Origin of the sequence: Micromonospora sp. KLBMP9576 (assembly GCF_050941805.1) — a bacterium.
GTDB lineage: Bacteria > Actinomycetota > Actinomycetes > Mycobacteriales > Micromonosporaceae > Micromonospora.
Map to the genome: position 1 here is coordinate 4854211 of NZ_CP194567.1, position 19727 is coordinate 4873937.

20 protein-coding genes are annotated in these 19727 nt (G+C 71.6%); 9 read left to right on the forward strand and 11 right to left on the reverse strand.

Annotated elements, in window-relative coordinates; genetic code table 11:
- Positions 1-55: 55 nt before the first annotated feature.
- Positions 56-985: an LLM class F420-dependent oxidoreductase gene (locus ACQ452_RS21270; protein ID WP_433386872.1), complete on the reverse strand. Its 930-nt coding sequence runs from the start codon at positions 983-985 to the stop codon at positions 56-58.
- Positions 986-1173: 188 nt separating this feature from the next.
- Between ACQ452_RS21270 and ACQ452_RS21275 the strand changes: the two genes are divergently transcribed.
- Positions 1174-2319: an acyl-CoA dehydrogenase family protein gene (locus ACQ452_RS21275; RefSeq protein ID WP_433386873.1), complete on the forward strand. Its 1146-nt coding sequence runs from the start codon at positions 1174-1176 to the stop codon at positions 2317-2319.
- A gap of 49 nt (positions 2320-2368) precedes the next feature.
- Here the strand turns inward: ACQ452_RS21275 and ACQ452_RS21280 are convergent, their stop codons facing one another.
- Positions 2369-3406 carry a hypothetical protein gene (locus ACQ452_RS21280; RefSeq protein ID WP_433386874.1) on the reverse strand — a complete coding sequence of 346 codons (1038 nt, stop codon included), beginning with the start codon at positions 3404-3406 and terminating at the stop codon, positions 2369-2371.
- A complete protein-coding gene (locus ACQ452_RS21285) occupies positions 3406-3675 on the reverse strand; it encodes a hypothetical protein (protein WP_433386875.1) in 270 nt (89 codons plus the stop codon). The genes ACQ452_RS21280 and ACQ452_RS21285 overlap by 1 nt, the downstream gene beginning before the upstream one ends.
- Before the next feature lie 666 nt (positions 3676-4341).
- Between ACQ452_RS21285 and ACQ452_RS21290 the strand changes: the two genes are divergently transcribed.
- From ACQ452_RS21290 to ACQ452_RS21305, 4 genes are all read left to right on the forward strand, one after another.
- On the forward strand, positions 4342-6564 hold the full coding sequence (locus ACQ452_RS21290) for a DUF4153 domain-containing protein (protein ID WP_433386876.1): 2223 nt from the start codon (positions 4342-4344) through the stop codon (positions 6562-6564).
- Between the two features lie 328 nt (positions 6565-6892).
- Positions 6893-7198 (forward strand): DUF6403 family protein, encoded by a 306-nt coding sequence (locus tag ACQ452_RS21295; RefSeq protein ID WP_433386877.1) that lies wholly within the window; start codon positions 6893-6895, stop codon positions 7196-7198.
- The gene (locus tag ACQ452_RS21300) at positions 7180-8538 is read left to right on the forward strand and encodes a hypothetical protein (protein WP_433386878.1); all 1359 of its coding nucleotides are present in this window, start codon (positions 7180-7182) and stop codon (positions 8536-8538) included. Before ACQ452_RS21295 ends, ACQ452_RS21300 begins: the two co-directional genes overlap by 19 nt.
- On the forward strand, positions 8535-9491 hold the full coding sequence (locus ACQ452_RS21305; RefSeq protein WP_433386879.1) for a hypothetical protein: 957 nt from the start codon (positions 8535-8537) through the stop codon (positions 9489-9491). Before ACQ452_RS21300 ends, ACQ452_RS21305 begins: the two co-directional genes overlap by 4 nt.
- 193 nt (positions 9492-9684) lie before the next feature.
- On the opposite strand, the gene ACQ452_RS21310 is transcribed toward ACQ452_RS21305, so the two are convergent.
- Together ACQ452_RS21310 and ACQ452_RS21315 are read right to left on the reverse strand one after the other, a co-directional pair.
- Positions 9685-9876, reverse strand: a complete 192-nt coding sequence (locus ACQ452_RS21310) for a DUF397 domain-containing protein (RefSeq protein WP_433386880.1) — start codon at positions 9874-9876, stop codon at positions 9685-9687.
- 280 nt (positions 9877-10156) lie between these two features.
- Complete coding sequence (locus ACQ452_RS21315; RefSeq protein WP_433386881.1) at positions 10157-11254, reverse strand: epoxide hydrolase family protein; 1098 nt, start codon at positions 11252-11254, stop codon at positions 10157-10159.
- A gap of 109 nt (positions 11255-11363) precedes the next feature.
- Here ACQ452_RS21315 and ACQ452_RS21320 point away from each other — a divergent pair, with 109 nt between their 5' ends.
- Positions 11364-11825: a MarR family winged helix-turn-helix transcriptional regulator gene (locus tag ACQ452_RS21320; RefSeq protein WP_433386882.1), complete on the forward strand. Its 462-nt coding sequence runs from the start codon at positions 11364-11366 to the stop codon at positions 11823-11825.
- A 190-nt stretch (positions 11826-12015) separates the two neighbouring features.
- Here the strand turns inward: ACQ452_RS21320 and ACQ452_RS21325 are convergent, their stop codons facing one another.
- Entirely contained in the window at positions 12016-12630 is a 615-nt protein-coding gene (locus ACQ452_RS21325) for a TetR family transcriptional regulator (protein WP_433386883.1), read from the reverse strand.
- Between the two features lie 87 nt (positions 12631-12717).
- Between ACQ452_RS21325 and ACQ452_RS21330 the strand changes: the two genes are divergently transcribed.
- From ACQ452_RS21330 to ACQ452_RS21340, 3 genes are all read left to right on the forward strand, one after another.
- Positions 12718-13494, forward strand: a complete 777-nt coding sequence (locus ACQ452_RS21330; RefSeq protein ID WP_433386884.1) for an SDR family oxidoreductase — start codon at positions 12718-12720, stop codon at positions 13492-13494.
- Positions 13491-13913 (forward strand): nitroreductase/quinone reductase family protein, encoded by a 423-nt coding sequence (locus ACQ452_RS21335; protein WP_433386885.1) that lies wholly within the window; start codon positions 13491-13493, stop codon positions 13911-13913. Before ACQ452_RS21330 ends, ACQ452_RS21335 begins: the two co-directional genes overlap by 4 nt.
- A 468-nt stretch (positions 13914-14381) precedes the next feature.
- Positions 14382-14690 carry a hypothetical protein gene (locus ACQ452_RS21340; protein WP_433386886.1) on the forward strand — a complete coding sequence of 103 codons (309 nt, stop codon included), beginning with the start codon at positions 14382-14384 and terminating at the stop codon, positions 14688-14690.
- Positions 14691-14799: 109 nt separating this feature from the next.
- Here ACQ452_RS21340 and ACQ452_RS21345 read toward each other — a convergent pair whose 3' ends face one another.
- The 5 genes from ACQ452_RS21345 to ACQ452_RS21365 form a co-directional block, all read right to left on the reverse strand.
- On the reverse strand, positions 14800-15636 hold the full coding sequence (locus ACQ452_RS21345; protein ID WP_433386887.1) for a hypothetical protein: 837 nt from the start codon (positions 15634-15636) through the stop codon (positions 14800-14802).
- A 121-nt stretch (positions 15637-15757) separates the two neighbouring features.
- Entirely contained in the window at positions 15758-16687 is a 930-nt protein-coding gene (locus ACQ452_RS21350) for an NAD(P)-dependent oxidoreductase (RefSeq protein ID WP_433386888.1), read from the reverse strand.
- Positions 16688-16773: 86 nt separating this feature from the next.
- Positions 16774-17349 carry a 3-isopropylmalate dehydratase small subunit gene (locus tag ACQ452_RS21355; protein ID WP_433386889.1) on the reverse strand — a complete coding sequence of 192 codons (576 nt, stop codon included), beginning with the start codon at positions 17347-17349 and terminating at the stop codon, positions 16774-16776.
- A gap of 61 nt (positions 17350-17410) precedes the next feature.
- Positions 17411-18832, reverse strand: a complete 1422-nt coding sequence (locus ACQ452_RS21360) for a 3-isopropylmalate dehydratase large subunit (protein WP_433386890.1) — start codon at positions 18830-18832, stop codon at positions 17411-17413.
- A gap of 41 nt (positions 18833-18873) precedes the next feature.
- On the reverse strand, positions 18874-19656 hold the full coding sequence (locus tag ACQ452_RS21365) for an SDR family NAD(P)-dependent oxidoreductase (RefSeq protein ID WP_433386891.1): 783 nt from the start codon (positions 19654-19656) through the stop codon (positions 18874-18876).
- Positions 19657-19727 lie beyond the last annotated feature (71 nt).

Genomic DNA, 19727 nt, shown 5'->3' on the forward strand with positions numbered 1-19727 from the left:
GCGGGCGTCGAACCGACGCGCCCCTGACGGCTCGCCGGGGAGCGGGGGCGGCTTCTCAGAGCTGCGGCTTGACCTCGGCCGCGACCAGCTCCAGGTGGTCCAGGTCGGCCAGGTCGAGCACCTGGAGGTAGAGCCGCTCGCTGCCGATCTCGGCGTACCGGCCGATCTTGTCGACGACCTCGGCGGGGGTGCCCGCGAGGCCGTTCTCGCGCAGTTCGGCCGGGTCCCGGCCGATCACGGCGGCCCGCCGGGCCACCTCGGCGTCGTCCCGCCCGCAGCACAGCACCAGGGCGTTGGACCAGCACAGCTCGCCCGGGTCCCGGCCGGCCCCGGCGCAGGCGGCCCGGACGCGGTCGAACTGGGCGACGGAGTCCTCGATCGAGGCGAACGGCAGGTTGAACTCGTCGGCGTACCGGGCGGCCAGGCGGGGCGTGCGCTTCGGGCCCATGCCGCCGAGCAGGATCGGCGGGCGTGGGCTCTGCACCGGCTTCGGCAGCGCCGGCGAGTCGCTGACCGGGTAGTACGTGCCGGCGAAGTCGAAGGTGTCGCCGGGCGGCGTCGCCCAGAGCCCCGTGATGACCGCGAGCTGCTCCTCCAGCCGGTCGAAACGCTCCCCCAGCGGCGGGAAGGGCATCCCGTACGCGGTGTGCTCCTCGGCGTACCAGCCGGTGCCGATGCCCAGCTCGACCCGGCCGCCGCTCATCTGGTCGACCTGCGCGACGGTGATGGCCAGCGGGCCGGGCAGCCGGAAGGTGGCGGCGGTCATCAAAGTGCCCAGCCGGATCCGCCGGGTGTCGCGGGCCAGGCCCGCGAGGGTGGTCCACGCGTCCGTGGGACCGGGGTCGCCGCTGACCGCGCCCATCTTCAGGTAGTGGTCGGAGCGGAAGAAGGCGCCGTAGCCGGCGTCCTCCGCGCAGCGGGCCACGGCGAGCAGGTCGTCGTACGTCGCGCCCTGCTGGGGTTCGGTGAAGATCCGCAGTTCCATGCCTCGAGCATAGGGAGCCGCCCCGGCCCGGCGCTCGGATCCGGCCCAACCCCACGGCGGGCGGGCCGACCGGCGGCTGGAGCGGCGAGGGGCCGGCGAAGTGGCGGGCATCCGATAGCGGGTGCCCTGGCCACCGGCCGGGGCTCCGGTCCAGAGTGGAGGCCAGGCCACGAGGCGGGGAGGAACCGATGGAGGACCAGCACCGGGACCGTTTGGTCGGGGCGGTGGACGCGCTGCTGCCCGAGGTGTCCCGCCGGGCCGGTGAGATCGAGGCGGCCCGGGCGCTCCCCGCCGACCTGCTCGACTCGCTGCGGGCGGCCGGCTGCTTCCGGATGTTCGTCCCCCGCAGCCACGGCGGGTACGAGGCGGACCTGCGCACCGGCCTGCGGGTGCTGGAGGCGCTGGCCCGGGCCGACGGTTCCACCGGCTGGACGGTGATGATCGGCGCCGAGACGCCGCACCTGCTGGCGATGCTGTCCCGCGACCGGTTCGACAAGATCTACGCCGACGGGCCGGACGTGGTGGCCGGGGGCGGGTTCGCGCCGCAGGGGCGGGCCGAGCCGACCGACGGCGGCTTCCGGGTCACCGGCCGGTGGGCGTTCGCCAGCGGCTCCCGGCACGCCGACTGGCTCTTCGGCAACTGCCTGCTGACCGGGGACGGCGAGCCGCCGGCCGTGCGTTCGATGCTCTTCCCGGCGGCCCGGGTCACCGTGCACGACACCTGGCACGTGCTGGGCCTGCGCGGCACCGGCAGCCACGACATCGAGGTCGCCGACGAGTTCTGCCCCGGGCCGGAGAGCTTCGACCTGTTCACCGGCGTGCCCTGCGTACCGGGGCCGGGCTTCGTGGCGCCGCTCGTCCACTTCGTGCTGCACCTCGGTGCGGTGGCGGTCGGCATCGCGCAGGGCGCGCTCGACGACATGGTCGCGCTGCTCGACGGTGGCCGGCAGCGGCTCTACGCCCGGCAGGCGCTCGCCGACTCGCCGGCCTTCCGCCTCCAGCTCGGCCGCGCCGACCTCGACGTACGGGCCGCCCGGGCGCTGCTGCGGGACCTGGCCGACGAACTCTGGGCGGCCTGCGCCACCGACCCGACGACGATCCCCGCCCTGCACCCCCGGATCTCCGCCGCGCTGCCCTGGGTGACGGAGCGGGCCACCGCCGCCGTCGACACCTGCTACCGGGCGGCCGGCGGCGGGGCGGCCCGGGACTCGTCACCGTTGCAGCGGCGGTTCCGCGACGTCCACACCTTCAGCCAGCACGCGGCGGCGGCCGAGGGCTGGCTCGCCAACAACGGCGCCCGGGTGCTGGGCCGGCCGGTGGAGCTGGCCTACTGACGCCGGGACGGGCCTGGCCGGCGTCGGACCCGACGCCGGCCGGTTCCCCCTACACGTACGGCCGGGTCGCGTACGCCCGCCGCAACGCGGCCAGCCCCGCCTGCTTCGGCGACAGCGTCCCCCAGCCGGAGTTGAAGTAGTTGGTGCGCGCGATCCGGGGACCCCGCTCGGCGTTGAGCTGGGTGATCGCGGCCGGCACGGTGGCGATCCAGGCCGCCTGGTCCGGCACCTCCGCCACCCGTACGCCCCACTCGGCGATGATCACCGGCCGGGACAGGGCGACGGGGCCGAGGTCGGCCACCGCCCAGTCCTTCGTCCGGCGGAACCGGGCCAGCGCCGTGTGGGTGGGGCTGGTGGCGTAGACGTTCCACTGGAGGAAGTCGAGCCGGGCCATCAGCGCCTCCGGGTGGGTGCGCTGGTAGCAGGCCCGGTCGAAGCCGCCGACCCCCACCGAGAAGGTGCTGCCGGCGGGCAGTTGCCGGGCTTTGAACCAGTTCACGATGTACGTCATCGCCTGCACCGCGCGGGCGTCCGACTGCGCCCAGGTGTAGGCGACGCCGGATTCGGTGGTGCCGAACTCGTGGTCGGTGTCCAGCTCGGAGGCGAGCTGGATGTTCACCCCGAAGCCCAGGGTCCGGTACTGGGACAGGGCGCGGGCGAACAGCCCGTCGCAGTGCCCGGCCAGGACCTGGCCGTAGCCGTACGCCCGGGGCCAGGTCGTGCCGGGGCGCTGCTGGATGGTCATCGCGGGCGCCGGGACGGTGTAGGTGACGCCGTCCACGGTGAAGGTCTGTGGCCCCGCATTGGGCGCGCCGTAGTGCTTCAGCTCCAGCACCATGTTCATCCGCACCCCCGCGCGGCCGAGTGTGATCAGCCACGGGCGTTGATAGCCGGGGAAGATGTAGCCGTCGGCGAAGCTGCGGTACTGGGTCAGCGAGCGGAAGTTCCCACCGGCCATGTCGGCTGTCGGGTCGGCGCCGCCGGAGAGGTAGTAGCCGCCCAGCACCGGGGACGCGATCGTGTAGTCGGCGGTGGCGGTGGCGGTACGCCCGCCGTTGTCGCGCACCGTGACGGTGACCCGGGGCATCACGCCACCGCCCGGTGCACGGCGACCGACCCGTTGTCGGACACCCTGTTCCAGGTGCGGCCCGAGTCGTCGGCGACGGTGACGGTGAGCGGGTCGATGACGGCGGTGACCTTGACCGGGGCACTGCTGTTGCCCTGCGCGTCGGTGACCACGATCGTGACGGTCACCGGCTTCGTGTCCGCGTCGCCGTAGGTGATCGTCATGGTCATCTGGTCGCCGGGCGAGTAGGTGGAGGCGTTCAGGGAGGCGGTGACGGTGGGAGCGGCCATGGCCGGCTCCTCTCGTGCTCGGTCACCGGACCGGCCGGTTCGTGTCCACGGCGGATCCGGCGGGGAGGATGAGGCGGGGCGACGACCGGACCGAGGCCACCGAAGCGCGGAGGTCCGTGGGGTGCGCCGGCGCTACGCTACGCCGGGGCCGTCATGGGGTCGGGCTCGGTGATGGCGGTGTCGGCGGGGACGCTGCTGTCCCCGCCGGGCCCGAGGGGTGGATGTGGACCGCCATCCTTACGCCTCTCACCTGCTATAACAGTGCGTCGGGAAGGCGCTCGGCGTCCTGTCGGTCATCCGACGGCCGGAGGTTGTTGTGCTCCGGCCGAAGCTGTGCCGACCCCGCCCTGGCCACGACCTCGTCCGGGCGCGGGGCGCCTCCGGGGTGGCGGGTGCGGCGCATCGGGGTGTCCACCCTGGCGAACGGGGGGTCCTTTGCGCGGCCACCCTGGTCAGCCCGAGGCCATGGTTGCGGGCCGGCGAGCGACGCCGGCAGGTGACTGACCTGCCCGTGCGGCACGGCCGCCCACAGGTGCCGCGGGCCGTGCCGCCGACCAGGGCGGTGCCCGTCACCGGGGATCGACGGCGCGCCTGCCCCGTCAGGGGCGGCAGCGGGCCTGGCCCAGCCGTACAGTGTGCCGACCTAACTGATCAGAGAGGGGTTCCATGACTCAGCCGCCTCCGGTGCCGGAACCCCGAGCTTCCGGCGAGACCTCCGGTAGCGCCGGCGGCGACGATCGTCGGGCCGCGACGCCACACCTGCTCGCCATGCCGGCCACCGAGGGTGCGCCGCCGCCGCTGGTGTGGCCCGGGGCGGAGGGCGCCCCCGCCTGGGCGATCCCCGTCGACATCCCGGCCGGGACGCGCGGCTACGTGGTGTTCATCCCGCTCGTGCCGGTCGCCCCTGAGGCGACGTCGTCCGGGTCGACGGCTCCGCCCGCCCCGGCACCCGTCGTGGAGCCGGACAAGGGCGGCACGCCGGTCGCCGCCACGCCGGTCGCCGCCACGCCGGTCGCGGGGTCCCGGCCGACCGGAGCCCCGGTGCCCGAGGCCGACGGCCCGCCGTCAGCCGTCGCGCCGCCGGCACCCGACACCGCGCCGACCGCCGCCGTTTCGCCGACCGCCGCCGAGGCGCCCACCACCACGCCGCCGACCGCCACCGGGGCGCCCACCACCGCGCCGCCGGCCAGCACCGCGCCGGCCGCCACCGAAACGCCCGCCGCCGCCCCGGCAGCCGTCACCGAGCCGGTCACCGCCGAAACCCCCGCGGGTCACCCGCCGCTGGCCGCCGCGACCCCGGTCACCACCCAACTGCACGGGCCCTACTGGACGGGGGAGCCGGCTGGCGCCTTCAGGCCGTACGGCAGCCGCCAGCCGGCGCCTCGCCAGCCGTCGTTCCTCGCCACCCGCTGGCCGGGGCCGAAGGCCGCCCGGGACCGGTCGGTGCCGGCCGCGGTCCTCGCCGGGGCGCTGGGGCTGGCGTTCTTCGTGCCGCTCACCCGCACCGGCATCGGCTGGTTCCTCGGCTGGCTCGTGCTGACCGTCGCGGTGCTCCTCGCGGTCCGGCGCACGGGGGCGGAGTTGTCCCGCACCGACCGGCGGCTCCGCGCCGGCTGGGCGGTGGCGGCGCTCGCGCTGCTGTCGGTGCTGACCTTCCGCAACGCCTGGTGGCTGGTGACGTTCTGCGTGCTCGGCGCGCTCGGCTGCGCGGCCCTGGCGATCGTCGGCGGCAAACGGGTCCGGTCGATCCTGTTCAGCATGGTGGCGGCGCCGTTCGCGGCGTTCCGGGGACAGCCGTGGGTACGCGGTCACCTGCGCGGTTCCGTGAACCCCGGCCTGGCCCGGCGCGTCGTCGGGTCGGCCGCCGCCACCCTCGCCGCGCTGGTCGTCTTCGGCGCGCTGCTCTCCTCGGCCGACGGGGCCTTCTCCGTACTGCTCGGCGAGGTTATTCCCGAGGTCAACGTCGGCACGGTCGTCCGCTGGATCTTCCTCGCCGCCGTGGGTGGGCTCAGCGCCGTCGCCGCCGTCTACACGCTGGCCGCGCCGGTCGACCTGTCGACGGTGGACCGGCCCGGCACGCGCCGCTTCGGTCTCGTGGAGTGGGCTCCGGTCATCACCGCCCTGACGCTGCTGTTCGCCGGCTTCGTGGCGGTGCAGTTCACCGTCCTGTTCGGTGGGCAGCGGCACGTGCTGCGCACCGCCGGCCTCAGCTACGCCCAGTACGCGCGCAGCGGCTTCTGGCAGCTCGTCGTCGTGACCATGTTGACGCTGGCGGTGCTCGGCGGGGTGGCCCGCTGGGCACGGCGGGACAGCGCCACCGAGCGTCACCTGCTGCGCATCCTGCTGGGCCTGCTCAGCGCGTTGAGCTTCGTCATCGTGGTGTCGGCGCTGTCGCGGATGTACACGTACCAGAAGGTCTACAGCTTCACCGGCGAGCGGCTCTTCGTGATGGCGTTCGAGTTGCTGCTCGGCACCGTCTTCCTGATGATCCTGGTGGCCGGGCTGCGTTGGCGCGGGGCCTGGATCCCCGGCACGACCGTGGCGCTCGCCGTGGTGATGCTGCTGGGCCTGGCCGTACTCAACCCGGAGGACTACGCGGCCCGCCGCAACATCGCCCGGTACGAGCAGACGGGCAAGATCGACGCCTGGTACCTGCGGGCGCTCTCGGCGGACGCCACGCCGGCCCTGACCCGCCTGCCCGGTCCGGTGCGCCGCTGCACGCTGAGCTGGATCGCGAAGGACCTGGAGGAACAGGACCCCTGGTACGCCTGGAACCTCGGCCGCGTCCGGGCGCGCGCGGCGCTCGACCGGGCCGGGCCGGACGCGGTCGGCGGCCAGCGTGACTGCCGGGCCGCCGACCAGTTCGACCTGCCCAAGAGCGGTCGCTGACGCCCCCGCCGCCCCCGGGTCGACCGGGGGCGGCGGCGCGGCAGTCGAGGGTGAATGTCGGGCGTGGTCAACAGCAGCACCAGCCCGGCCGAGGCTCAGGCCGGTGTCGTGCCCCGGACTGCCCACGCCCGGGCGGTGAGCCGGATCGACCCGTCCGGCGCCACGTAGCGGCTGCCACCCCACCGGGCGGGATGACGCGGGCGAACTCCGAGACGGCGCCCGCCGGCTCGGGCACGAGGTTCGACTCCGTCAGTCAGACTCGGTCGTACCCGTGCCCGCCCATCGACTGCCGATCGCCCCCGTACCCTTCGTCCGACGGTTGGAGCCCATGTCCCACACCCTCTTCGTCTGGTTGGTCGGTGGTGTCCTGCTGGTGGGCGCGGGTGTCGCGACGACCCTGCTGCCCGGGCGGCGGGCGCGCGACCGGGAACGGCGGACCGCCTGGTCCGCCGCCCGCGCGGCCATCGACAGCGCGGCCGTGAGCCGGGACGCGGCGACGAGCCCGGTGCCGGCGGCCGAGCAGTCGCTGAGCCGCGCCGAGCTGATCGCGGCCGCCGGTGGCGGGGTGTCCGCCGCGCGGCTGGCCGCGCAGCACGCCCGGGAGGCCGACCGGTTGTGGCGGGCGCACCCGTGACCGCCGGCCGGGAGTTGCTGCGCTGGGTGCTCCTCGGTATCGCCGCGGTCGTCCTGGTGGTCTTCCTGCACGCCCAGCAGCAGCACGGCATCGAGGTCAGCTACGGGCGTTCGCCGGCCGATTCGGCCAAGGTCGGGAAGGGACCGGCCCCGAGGCTGGGCGACCCGAGCGTACCGTCGGTGGAGGAGATGACCGCGCTGGTGGCCGCCAGTCCCGTGGTGCGGCTGCCCGGCGCGACCGCCCGCTGGAACGAGCAGGCCGTCCGCGAGGCGGCCGGTGACCACCCCCTGCGCATCCTGGTCGCGCCGCCCTTTCTCGATGAGGACGAACAACGCCGGGTACGGGACGTGGAGAACGCCACCATCGTGGTGATCGGCACCGAGGTCGTCGGCGACCTCTACCGCGCCACACTCGACGATCTGGCCGGCTGGCGCGCGCAGTTCGCCACCGTCGACGTGACGGGCCCGCTGGTCACGTTGATCGCCAAGCTGCGGGAGGTGCCCGTCCCAGCCGACCGTGAGGAGCTGCGGTGGCGCGAGCCGAGCGACCGGGAGCTGGCCACCGTCGCCGCCGACCTGCGGGCCACCGGCCTGCACGCCGCGGCCGGAGCGACCCTCACCGGCGTGCCCACCGAGACCGCTGAGACCGCGTTCCCGGGCGGAGCCCGGTACGTGGCGCTTCCCGCGCAGCCGTTCGGCGAACCCCTGCCCCGGTACGGGCCGGCCCTGACCGGGCTGTTCCCGGACACCCCGATCATCGTGATGTACGGCCTCTGGATCGAATACCACGGCCCGGCCGCGGACTTCGCGGAGGTGGCCGGGGCCAGCTTCTACGGCCATTTCGCCGACCGGATCAGCCAGTACGACTACTCGCAGGACAAGGTGCTGGCGGTCTACCTGGACCGGGTCACCGACATCCGCTACTCGGGGCTGTTCGACCGGCCGCTGCCGTACCGGCCGGTCGATCCGCTGCGGGTGGCGCTGCCCGCGCTGCCGTGGCTCTTCGCGGGCTGCGTGGCGGCGTTCCTGGCCCTTTCGGTCCGGTCGCTGCGCCGGCCGGTCAACGCGGGGATCCGGCGGGGAGGCGCGCCGGCCCGGCTGGCCGGTCTCACCGCGCTCGCCGTCGAGATGTCCCTGTTGACCGACACCCGCAGCGATCCGGCGCTGACCCGGGGCATCGGCAAGCTCCAGGCGGCCCGTGCCGCGCTGGACGAGGCGCTGCCGGAGCGGCACGTGTGGGCGTTGCTGAACGAGGCGGCCGACGAACTGGACGACAGCGCCCAGACGGTGGGGCTCGCCGGTTACCGCCCGGAACTCTACCTACAGGGCAGGCTGTCGTGACCCGGTTGCACCGCCAGCGGATCGGTGCGGCGTTCGCCACGCCCTTCGGCCTCGCCACCCTGGCCTGCCTGGTGCTGGCCGGCTGGGCGTCGTGGACGGGCGGGTTGCTCGACGGTCCGGCCGCCCGGCAGGTCCGCACCTCGTCCGTGTACGCGGCACCGGGCGTCGAACTGGACCGGGCCGCCGCCGAACGGATCATCGGCAACCGCCGGCTGGTCGTGCTGCTGTTGGCCCCGGGTGCCGACCTCAGGCGGGGATGCCACCAGGTCAAACGCGCCGCCGACGGGAACGTCGTGCTGCTGCTGAGTCGCGACGGGGACGACTACGACACGTACGGGTGTGCGCTGCTGCCCGAGCGCGACGACGAGAACTTCGGCCGGGCCGCCGTGGCAGAGATGATCATCGACCGGGGTGTCGACACCTTCGCCGACCGCCCCCTGGAGGCGCTGAAGGTCGTCACCGTCAACTACGACCTGCTGGTGAAGGCCGGCACCGTGCCGGACGGCGCGCGCACGATCAGCCCGTCGCTGCCCCGCTTCCTGCTCGCGGCGGCAGCCATCGTGGCCGTCGTCGTCGGGGCGGCGGCGCTCTACCTGGGTGGCCGCCGGGCGGGCCGGCTGGCGGACGCCCGACGCCGACGCCGCGAGGAGATCGCCGACGGTCGCGGCGCGCTCAGCGCCGCCATCGCCGTGCTGGCGCAGCAGATCATCGACCTCGACCAGCGGTACGCGGCGGCACCGCGCCGGACCCGCGCGGGGAGGGCGTTCCGTGGCAGGTACCTGACGCTGGCCTCGGACTACGCCGCGCTGCTCGACCGGGTCGCGGCGGTGGGCGCGGACGACGACGCGGCCGTACGCGGGCTCGTCGGGCGCGTCGACGAGCTGAGCCAGCGGGCGCGCACGATCGCGGGGCGGGAGGCCGTGCTCCCGACGGGTGCCGCCGGAGACCGGTGACGGGGGCTCGGCCTTCAGTTGCTGCCGCGGTAGACCCGGCCGCGGTTGGGCGGTGGACCGCCGTCCCGATGCCCTACCGCTCGCCGACGAGACGCGCATCGCGGCGAAGACCTCGGCGGCCCGGCGGGCGTCGTCGAGTTCCCGTTCGTAGATGGTGAAGAGCCGCAGAGTCGACTATCCGTGCCGCCGCAGCTCAGCGGCGGCGGTCGCCGTCCGCCTTGCCGCCGGTGACGAACGCGCCCCAGGCGGCATGCTCGAAGCTCAGCATCCCGACGGCGGGAGCCTCGCGGTCGCGCACGTCGAGCAGGGCATCGCGGTCCCGCGTCTCGGCGCACCGGCCGCTGTCGCCCGAGCGGGTCGACCTACGCCACGCGATAAGCCCCATGTCTGCTCAGCTCCCTCGTGAAATCCGACCGTTGCGGCTGACGGCACGGCCAGCGTCCTGAGATTGTCGTACGCGACCGACTGCCGCGCCAGACCCCGGTTCGTACGGGCGGCGCCCGCTCAACCGGCCGCCCCGCCGCGCCGGCGTCCATTTGATCAGGACGCCACGGACGTCTCGCGGCCCTTTCGGGGTCCGTGGCGTCGTGATCATCCTGGGCTGGGCCGCGGGACCGCCGCCCTGGCGACGGCTGCGGGCCTGGTGCCACCCGGGTCGGCAGGCGTCATCGCAGGTCGCGGAAGAACGCCCGGACGTCGTCGGCGAAGAGGTCGGGCACCTCCATGGCGGCGAAGTGGCCGCCGCGATCGAACTCGCTCCAGTGGGTGATCCGGTAGCTCCGTTCGGCGAGGGGGCGTACGGACTGGGTGATGTCGTGGGCGAAGACGGCCACGCCCACCGGAGGCGGGCAGGGCGGTGGTGGGCCGCCGAATGCGCTCTCGCGGACGAGCCGCGCCGCGGACGCCGTCGTCGCGGTGAACCAGTAGAGCGCGACGTTGGTGAGGATGCGGTCGGTGGTGATCGCGGATTGCGGGTCGGCCCATTCCGCGAACTTCTCGGCGATCCACGCGAGCTGGCCGACGGGCGAGTCGATCAGCGCGTAGGACACCGTCTGCGGGTGGGTGGCGTAGAGGAGTTGGTGGGGGTGCCGCTGCGCCATGAGCTGCTTGATCCGCGCCAGCCGCGCCTGGTCCCCCGCGGACAGGTCGGCCTCCCCCGCCCAACCGGGCGGCGGGGGCGTGGGCAGGTAGTTGAGGTGCACGCCGACGACGTTCTCCGGGGCGATCCCACCCAACCTGCTGGAGATCACCGAACCCCAGTCGCCGCCCTGGGCGCCGTACCGGCGGTAGCCGAGCCGGCGCATCAGCTCGGCCCAGGCGCGGGCGACGCGGGTGACGTCCCAGCCGCGTTCCCGCGTCGGGCCGGAGAACCCGAACCCCGGGATGGACGGGACGACAAGGTGGAACTGCTGGGCCAGCGGGCCGATCACGTCGAGGAACTCCACGACCGAGCCGGGCCACCCGTGGGTGAGGATCAGCGGCAGCGCGTCCGGGTCGGCGGACCGCACGTGCAGGAAGTGCACGTTCTGCCCGTCGATCTCGGTGGTGAACTGCGGGTACCGGTTGAGTTCCGCCTCGTGCTCGCGCCAGTCGTACGCGGTGCGCCAGTTTTCGGCCAGCTCGCGTACGCGGGCCAGCGGGAGGCCGTAGTCCCACCCGGCGTCGGGCAGCTCGTCCGGCCAGCGGGTGCGGGCCAGCCGACCGGCCAGGTCATCGAGGTGGGCGGCGGGAATGTCGACGCGGAACGGCTTGATCAAGGTCATCTCCGAGACTGTCGGTCATTGGTCCCACTAACGTTTGTCGTACCAACGTTAGCAGGCCGATCGTGTCGAGTTCGTTAGTCGCGCCAACGAGCCTGTCTAGGCTGGTCACATGGAAGCTCCGACCCCAGACCTGACACCGGCCCGCCTGGCCGGCCTGCCGAGTTGGCTGATCACGCAGACCGCCATGCACGCCGGGCGGCTGGTGAGCACCGGCCTCGCGGCGGTCGACGCCCGGGGCCACCACTACCGCCTGCTCGCCACCCTGGACGAGTTCGGACCCGCCAGCCAGGCCACCCTCGGCCGCCGCAGCGGGATCCACTTCAGCGACATCGTCGCGGCCGTCAACGAACTCGCCGACCAGGAACTCGTCACCCGCGCCCCCGACCCCGCCGACCGGCGACGCAACGTCATCACCGTCACCCCCGCCGGGCGACGGCAACTGCGTCGGCTGGAGAAGCAGCTCGCCAGGGTGCAGGACGAGCTGCTCGCACCGCTCTCGGCCGACGAGCGCGAGCAACTGACCCACCTGTTGAGCCGGGTACTGGGCCATCACACCCGCCAACCGACCTGATCGGCATCATCACGGTGCCCGCTGGAACGATCCTGAGCAGGATCAAAGCCATGACGTACGGAAAGGGCGACCTGGCGCCTCGCGAAATGAACGGCCGTCGCCTGCCTGGCCACCACGACCGACCATAGCGTGGCTGAGCGCCGAACGATCTCCGAGTTGCCCGAGGCTCTGGAAGAGGCTTGCTGCCCGGCTACGGGGCCGCAGCCTCGTCCACGAAATGGGGCATCGGAGAGGGATTCACCTTGCAGGCGGCGGTGAAGGCGCTCCGGACCGCGGCAGCCAGGCTCTTGCGGCGCCGGTCGTGTTCTGCCGTCGGTGCCCCGGCGTCGACCGCGTCAGTGAGGCTTGCCGGAGACCACGCAAGCGCAAGGGCGATGACCAGGGCGTGGATGTCAACGGCCGGGAAGTCCGCTCGTACGGTGCCGGCCTTCTGGGCTTGGTTCAAGGCCTCCGTCTTGGCGGGGTCCACTGGGAAGAGCGGCCCGGTCGGAGTGCATTCCAGACGAGCCCACATGGATAGCCGAATCAGTTCCGGCCGCTCGAGGTAAGCGTCGTAGAGGCGAACTGCGTAGCCCGGCAGGTCGTCCGTGGTGAGGGGGACGTCGTCGACCACGCCGTTGACCACGTCAGCGAGCACGGCCTCGAAGAGACCCTCCTTGCTGGTGTAGTAGGCGTACATCTGGTTCTTGCTCACCCGGGCCTCGCGGGAGATGCGGTCGACGCGGGCTCCGGCGATGCCGTGATCCGCGAACTCACGAGTAGCGGCTTCGAGCAGGCGCCGGCGGCTGGCTTCGGAGCGATCCATCTCACCAAGATATACGAACCAGTTCGTTTGCCTCGTCCCGGTGAAGGCGTTATCGTTCGATACGAACTAGTTCGTATCGGAGGAAAAATGAGTGAACTACAGCAGACGGCGAGTCGTCTCCACGGGACAGCCGCAGTGATCACGGGAGCCAGCAGCGGCATCGGGTATGCGGTGGCTCAGGCTCTCGCTGACCAGGGGGCTGCTGTCGCCTTGGTGGCACGCCGCGCGGAACACATCGAGGCGCTCGCCGCCGAACTGCGGTCCCGAGGCGCCCGCGCAGAGGCTTTCGCAGCCGACATCACCGCCGTGCGCGGCGAAAGCCTGCTCGGCAGAATCGTCGACCAGATGGGGCGGCTGGACACCCTGGTGAACGCGGCTGGCGTCATGCTGGTCGGGCCCGCTGTCGAAGCGCCGCTGGAGGAATGGCAGCGAACCGTCGATCTCAACGTCTCGGCGTTGCTGGAGTTGACACACGCGGCCCTACCTCATCTGCGTGAGGCGGCACAGACCTCGCCACGATCGGTGGCCGACATCGTCAACATCAGCTCAGTGGCGGGACGGTCGGCCTACGGTGGTGCGGCGGTCTATTCGGCGTCGAAGTTTGCGGTCACGGCGTTCAGCGAGGCCCTGCGTCAAGAGCTCGGCAGTGAGCACGTCCGGGTGTCGGCCGTCGAGCCAGGGGCGGTGAGCACTGAGCTCACCGATCACATTCGCGACGGAGTGCGGCAGGCGAATCAGAATTGGTACGCCTCCATGGAGACGTTGCAGGCGCACGACGTGGCGGACACGGTGGGCTACATCGTGACCCGCCCCAGGCACGTCGCGGTCGCTGAGCTGCGCGTGCTGCCGACGGAGCAGGCATGAGCGAGTCGATCCACCGGGCGCTGGACATCGGCTTGGCCTCCAGCGCCCGCGAGCGAACGGTCGACATCACCACCGTCGGGGCGCGTACGGGACGCCCCCGCAGGATTGAGACCTGGTTCTACCGCTTTCAGGACCGGATCTACCTCAGCGGCCTACCCGGCCGGCGCAATTGGCTGGCCAATCTCAAAGCCACCCCCCAATTCACGTTCCACCTCAAGCACGGCGTCCACGCCGACCTCTCGGCCACCGCCCGGATCGTCACCGACGAGGGGGAACGGCGCGCGGCTTTCACCCATTTCGTTACCGACATGAACCAGCCGCACGACCCGGCACGGATCGGCCGCAGGACCTCGGTGGAGGCATGGATGGCCGGGAGTCCGCTCGCCCAGGTGGTCTTCGACGATCCGGGGCTGCCCTAAACCCCGGAAATCAAGGGCATCAGCGGTCACACTCGGGCATCTCTCTATTTGCCTTACTTGAGCGAGAGTCAGGCCCGAGTTCACGTTGCCCATGAGAACCAAAGAACTCCTGGACGTCCAGGACGTGACTACTCTCATCGGCTAGATCCGGACGCCGCCAGGGGGCCGCAAGCATCACCCTGCGCAGTCGATGGCTCCTGCCTGTCGGCGGCCCGCTCAGCAGTCGCCCCATACGCCGACAACTGGACGCTGCCCGTGAGTTACGTCACCAGTCGCGAGGACGGCCGTCGTCGAAACGCGACACTGCGTCGCACCGAAGCGCGATCCATCCACGTCAACTCGGCCCAGTCCAAACGAGACACATCGTCAAGCGAGGCCACGGACTGCGAGGGGATATCGCCCTTCTTCCACTTGTACGGCGTCTTGAGGTGCAGTCGTTCCGTGCGCCCGTGCCGTTCAGCGCACTCGTTGAGGCGTCGAGCGAGGTGCTCCGGCTGCCAGCCCACCTCGTGCAGCAGACGGGCGATCGGCGACGCCTGGCACCTGCTCCCCGCCGAGCACCGGGCCGCCCACCTGATCGACATCACCCGCGCCCACCTCGACCTCGGCGACCCGCACGCCGCCGGCCAGGCCCTGGTCACCGCCGATGCCATCGCCCCCGCCGAAATCCGCATCCGCCCCGCCGCCCGTACCGCACTGACCGCCGTGCTCCGCGCCGGCTCCCCCACCGCCGACGTGACCCGCCTGGCCGCCACCCTCGGCCTGACCCGCCCCTAACCGCCAGGAAAGTGACCAGGACCGGCCGGCCGGCGGCCGTGGCGCGCCTCATCAGCAGGCTCCCGTGGAGGGCACACGCCAGGCGGCATGACCAGCAGCATCGGAGGGTTCACTGCCCAAGATCCCACGCCAGTTGGTTGGACAACGTCACTCCGTGGCTTGCGAAGTCGAGGATCACCCGGTCGCCGTGCTGGGCGCGAAAACCGCCGTGGAAGCTGCCCCGATCCGCGCCGACAAAGACGTAGTGCACACGGCCCGGCCGGTGCAGGGACCGGTAGGAGAAGAGCCGGCTCACCATCGTGTGCAGGTCGTAGTGGAGCGCGTCCGTACCGGTGGTGAAGGCGCTCTTCCACTTTATCTGCCCGGCTCGTTCGATGATGGTCTCGCCCGTGACGGATTTCGGGGGCGGACCGACATGCAGCCAGGGCGCCACGGCGGTGTCACAGAGCTTGGCGTACGACAGGTGCCCCGCGTGCCGCTTGAACAACCCGATGTCGGTGAGGTCGTTGCCGAAGGTGTAACCGACATATTGCGCGACCGCGTTCTCGTCGTCCCGGTAGACCAGGACGACCTCTGCTTCCTCGGTGACGGCCACGGCGTCGGCGGGCACGGACAGCGGCTGGTCGGGCGTCCTGAGTACGTCGCCCAGCCCCTTCACGAACCAGTTGGGCTGCTCTGGCACGTCGGCGGCGGCCTTGACGTTGTGGGTCATCATGAACCCGCTGACCAGAGCGTCGCCCACCTCTTCCGGAAGAAGCGGCGGCCGCATCTGTACCGCCGAGATCTCGGCGCTCGGCACCTCGACGGATGGCCGGTCCATGGTCAGGGCGCTGCGGAGCGCCGTCTCGTCGTGGCGCAACCGCCCCAGCAGGTCGGCGAGTCCGACCGCTGGGGCGGGGTACATCCGCACCGGCGCACCGACCACCGGCACGCCGAAACCGATCATCCGCTGAGCACCGTAGGTGCATTCGAACAGCACCAGCATGGACGGCCTTCCGAGAGTGGGTGGAGGGAGGGCATCACCGGGTGACTGGCGGCGGTGCAGCACACCGGCGCCGGGCGAGCCGTCAGCGGGAAGCCACCACGGATGAGGCGAGCGCATCGGGATTGACGAGATGGGGTGGCCGCCCTCCGGTCAGGATCTGCTCGATGTTCGCTACGGCGGCAGGCACGAGCGACCGGTACATCTCGACGGTGTGGCCGACCACATGGTCGGTGAGGATCGCGTTCGGCGCGTCCCGCAAGGGGCTGTCGGCGGGCAGTGGCTCGATCCGGAAGGTGTCGATGGCAGCTCCCGCGATCGATCCCTGGTGCAGGCACTCGGCCAGTGCCTCCTCGTCCACGATGCCGCCCCGGGAGGTGTTGATCAGCGTGGCCTCTCGACGCATCAGCCCGAGTTCGTCTCGGCCGATCAGGCCGCGGGTGGCCCCGGTCAGTGGCAGATGGACGCTGACCACATCGGATTCCCTCAGCAGCCGGTCGAGTGGGCAGAACTCCACCTCGGGCCACGCCTCCGGACGAGGGCTGCGGGTATGGCACAGGATCCGCCCCACCTTCCAGCCCGCCAGCCGGGCGAACACCTCCTGGGCGATCCGGCCGAATCCGATCAGCCCGATGGTGGCTCCGAGCAGCGAGTGGCTGTCCAGTTCCGCCGGGCGTGGCCGCCGCCGGCCGTTGGCGAGCGCGGCCATCCGGTCCGGAAGTCTCAGCCGTAGTGCCAGGGCGAGCATGATGGTCGCTTCGGCCATGCTGCCGTGGTTCTGCGGGGTCGCTCCGTTGGCCACGACGATGCCGCGCCGGGTGGCATCGTGGACGTCGATGGAGTTGACTCCACTGGAGGCGAAGGCCACCCCTCGCAACTCCGGATGACGATCGAGGAGGTCGGGACCGACGGGTGTACGCGACGTCACCAGCAGCGCGTCGAACGGCGCGGTCACGGTCGACGGGTCGTCCGCCCGGACGACCTCGTGGCCGCGTCGCGTGAGTTCGTCGGCCACCTCGTCGAGCAGGTCGTCGAGTACCCGGTCGGTTCCGACGCACACCCTGCCCGGGCGGGCCCCGCCCCCGCCGGGCACCGATCCGCTCATGCCGTCCGGAAACCGGTCAGGTAAGGCAGCCGGTCGACTGTGGCCCGAACATCGCTCACGGTCTTGAGCAGTTCGGTGAGGGTGTCCCAGGTGCCGGAGACGAAAGCGTCCCGCAGGGAGGGCGAGATCTCCACCGGGAACTCCTGGTCGCCGATGCGGAAGACGCCCGGCACGAGATCGACCTCGGCCCGGACCGACGGATCCGCCGCGGCGATCCTCCGGGCCACCTGCGCGTGCTCGGCGGAGAGGCTGAGGCAGGGCAGGCCGATGGTTCCGCAGTTGCCGCGGAAGATCTCGCCGAAGGTTTCGCCCACGACGGCGCGGACGCCCCAGCGGTACAGAGCCTGGGCGGCGTGTTCGCGCGAGGAGCCGCAGCCGAAGTTCTTGGAGGTCAGCAAGATAACGGCACCGGCCCGGGCCGGATCGTCGAAGGGGTGGAGCCCGCCTTGGGCGTGCTGCTGCTTGCGGTCGTCCTCGAAGACGTGGTCACCGAGGGCGTCGAAGGTCAGATGCTTCAGAAAGCGCGCAGGGATGATCCGGTCGGTGTCGATGTCGTGGCCGTCGAGGACCACCGTGGTCCCGGAGACCGATCGGATACGCGGGTCGGCAGTGGTGCTCATGGAAGGGTCTCCTTCAGGAGGCAACGGTGCCGAAGACCTCGGCTGGGTCGATGGCTGAGCCGTTAACGGCGGCGGCGGCGACGGCGATTGGCGACATGATCATCGTTCGACCGGTGGGAGATCCCTGCCGTCCCTTGAAGTTGCGGTTCGACGAGGATGCGGCGAGTTCACGGCCGACGAGCTTGTCTGTGTTCATCGCTAGACACATGGAGCAGCCGGCGAGCCGGAACTCGAAGCCCGCCTCCTCGAGCACCTTGTCCACACCGAGACGGACCAGTTCCTCGCGAACCGCGTTGGAGCCCGGAACCGCCAACGCGCGGACCCCGGGGGTGACGCGGGCACCGGTCCGCTGAAGCGCCTCGGCCACCGTCAGGAAGTCCGAGAGGCGGCCGTTGGTGCACGAGCCGATGAAGGCGACGTCGATGGGATAGTCGCTCAGCTTCGTACCGGGCTTCATCCCCATGTAGGAGTAGGCCTCGGCGTACGAGACGGCGACTTCGGGTTCCTGTGCCGCCGGGTCCGGCAGCACGCCGTCGATGGGGACGGACTGGCCCGGGTTGATGCCCCAGGTGACCATCGTCCGAATGTCCTCGCCCCGAATGACCACCACGTCGTTGTACTCCGCGTCGGCGTCGGAGGCGATGGACCGCCACCACTCGACGGCCCGATCCCAGGTCTCTCCCGATGGGGCGGAGGGTCGGCCCTTGAGGAACTCGAAGGTCGTCCTGTCGGGGTTGACGTAACCACAGCGGGCACCTCCCTCGACCGCCATGTTGCACAAGGTCATTCGCTCGTCCATCGACATGTTGTCCACGACCGCGCCGCCGAACTCGTAGGCGTAGCCGACGCCCCCCACCACACCGAGGTGGTGGATGATGTGCAGGATGACGTCCTTCGCGGTGACGCCCGCGGAGAGCGCGCCGTCGATCTGGATACGCCGCACCTTGAGCCGGTTCATGGTGACGGTCTGGGTGGCCAGCACGTCCCGGACCTGCGAGGTGCCGATGCCGAGCGCGACCGCGCCGAACGCACCATGGGTGGAGGTATGCGAGTCGCCACAGGCGATCGTCATGCCAGGTTGGGTGAGGCCCTGCTCAGGGCCGATGACATGGACGATGCCGTACTCGGCGCCGCTCGGGGCGAGAAAGCGCATCCCGAAGTCCCGGGTGTTGGTCTCGAGCGCACTGAGCATGTCCTCGCCCAACTGGTCGAGGAAGGGCCGCCTGATGGAGTCGGTGGGGATGACGTGATCGGCGGTCGCGACGTTGCGCTCCGGCATGGCCACGGGCAGGCCACGCTCACGCAACATCGCGAATGCCTGCGGGCTGGTGGCCTCATGGACCAGGTGGAGCCCGACGAACAGTTGGACCCGCCCGTCTCCGTAATCGTGCACCGTGTGCAGGTCGAACACCTTGTCGTAGAGCGTGGCGCTCATGCTTCTCCTATGTGTGGATCGGGTCGCCGGAGGTCGCGTCCTCAGTCGGCCGATTGCCGGACCGGCGCGGGGCTGCCGGCGGTGACGCCACCGTCGATCGCCAGAGCCTGGCCGGTCACATAGCTCGACCAGGGACTGGCGAGCCAGACAGCCGCTGCGGCGGCCTCCTCCGGTTGCCCGATGCGGCCCAGCGGGGCGCGGTCGGCGCGGGCCTGAAGCTGTGCCGCGTCGGGATAGAGCTCGTGGAGCATCGGAGTGTCGGTGGACCCCGGGCAGATCGCGTTCACCCGGATGTTCCGAGGGGCGAGTTCAAGCGCTACCGACTTGGTGAGGCCGACAATTCCGTGCTTGGCCGCCGCGTACATGGGGCTGCCCGAGTGGCCGAGGAACGAGGCGACCGAGCCGGTGGTCACGATTGATCCCCCCCGCGCACTGCTCATGGCGCTCGCCTGATGCTTGAGGCACAGCCACGTCCCGATGAGGTTGACCGAGACGACCTCCATCACGTCGTCGTAACGCGAAGCGGCGAGCCGGCTCATGGGCCCAAAACTACCAGCGGTGTTCACCGCAGCATCAAGCTGACCGAATCGTGAGATAGCGGTTTCGACAGCATTGGCGACGCTGCTCTCGTCGGTGACGTCGCAGCTCACGGCGAGCCCGTTCGCCGAGCCCAGGCCCGCGATCCGGAGCGAGGCCTCCAGTGGTTCGAAGCGTCGACCGGCGGCGACCACCAGTGCGCCGACAGCAGCCAACGCGGCCACCGTCGCGCGCCCGATACCGCTGCCCGCCCCGGTGACCATGACCACCTTGTCGGTAAGGCCCATGTCCCGCATGGTCGCAATTCCCTCACGCACAGCCCGTTTCCTTCCCGTACTCGTCAGTTGTCCCCGATGCC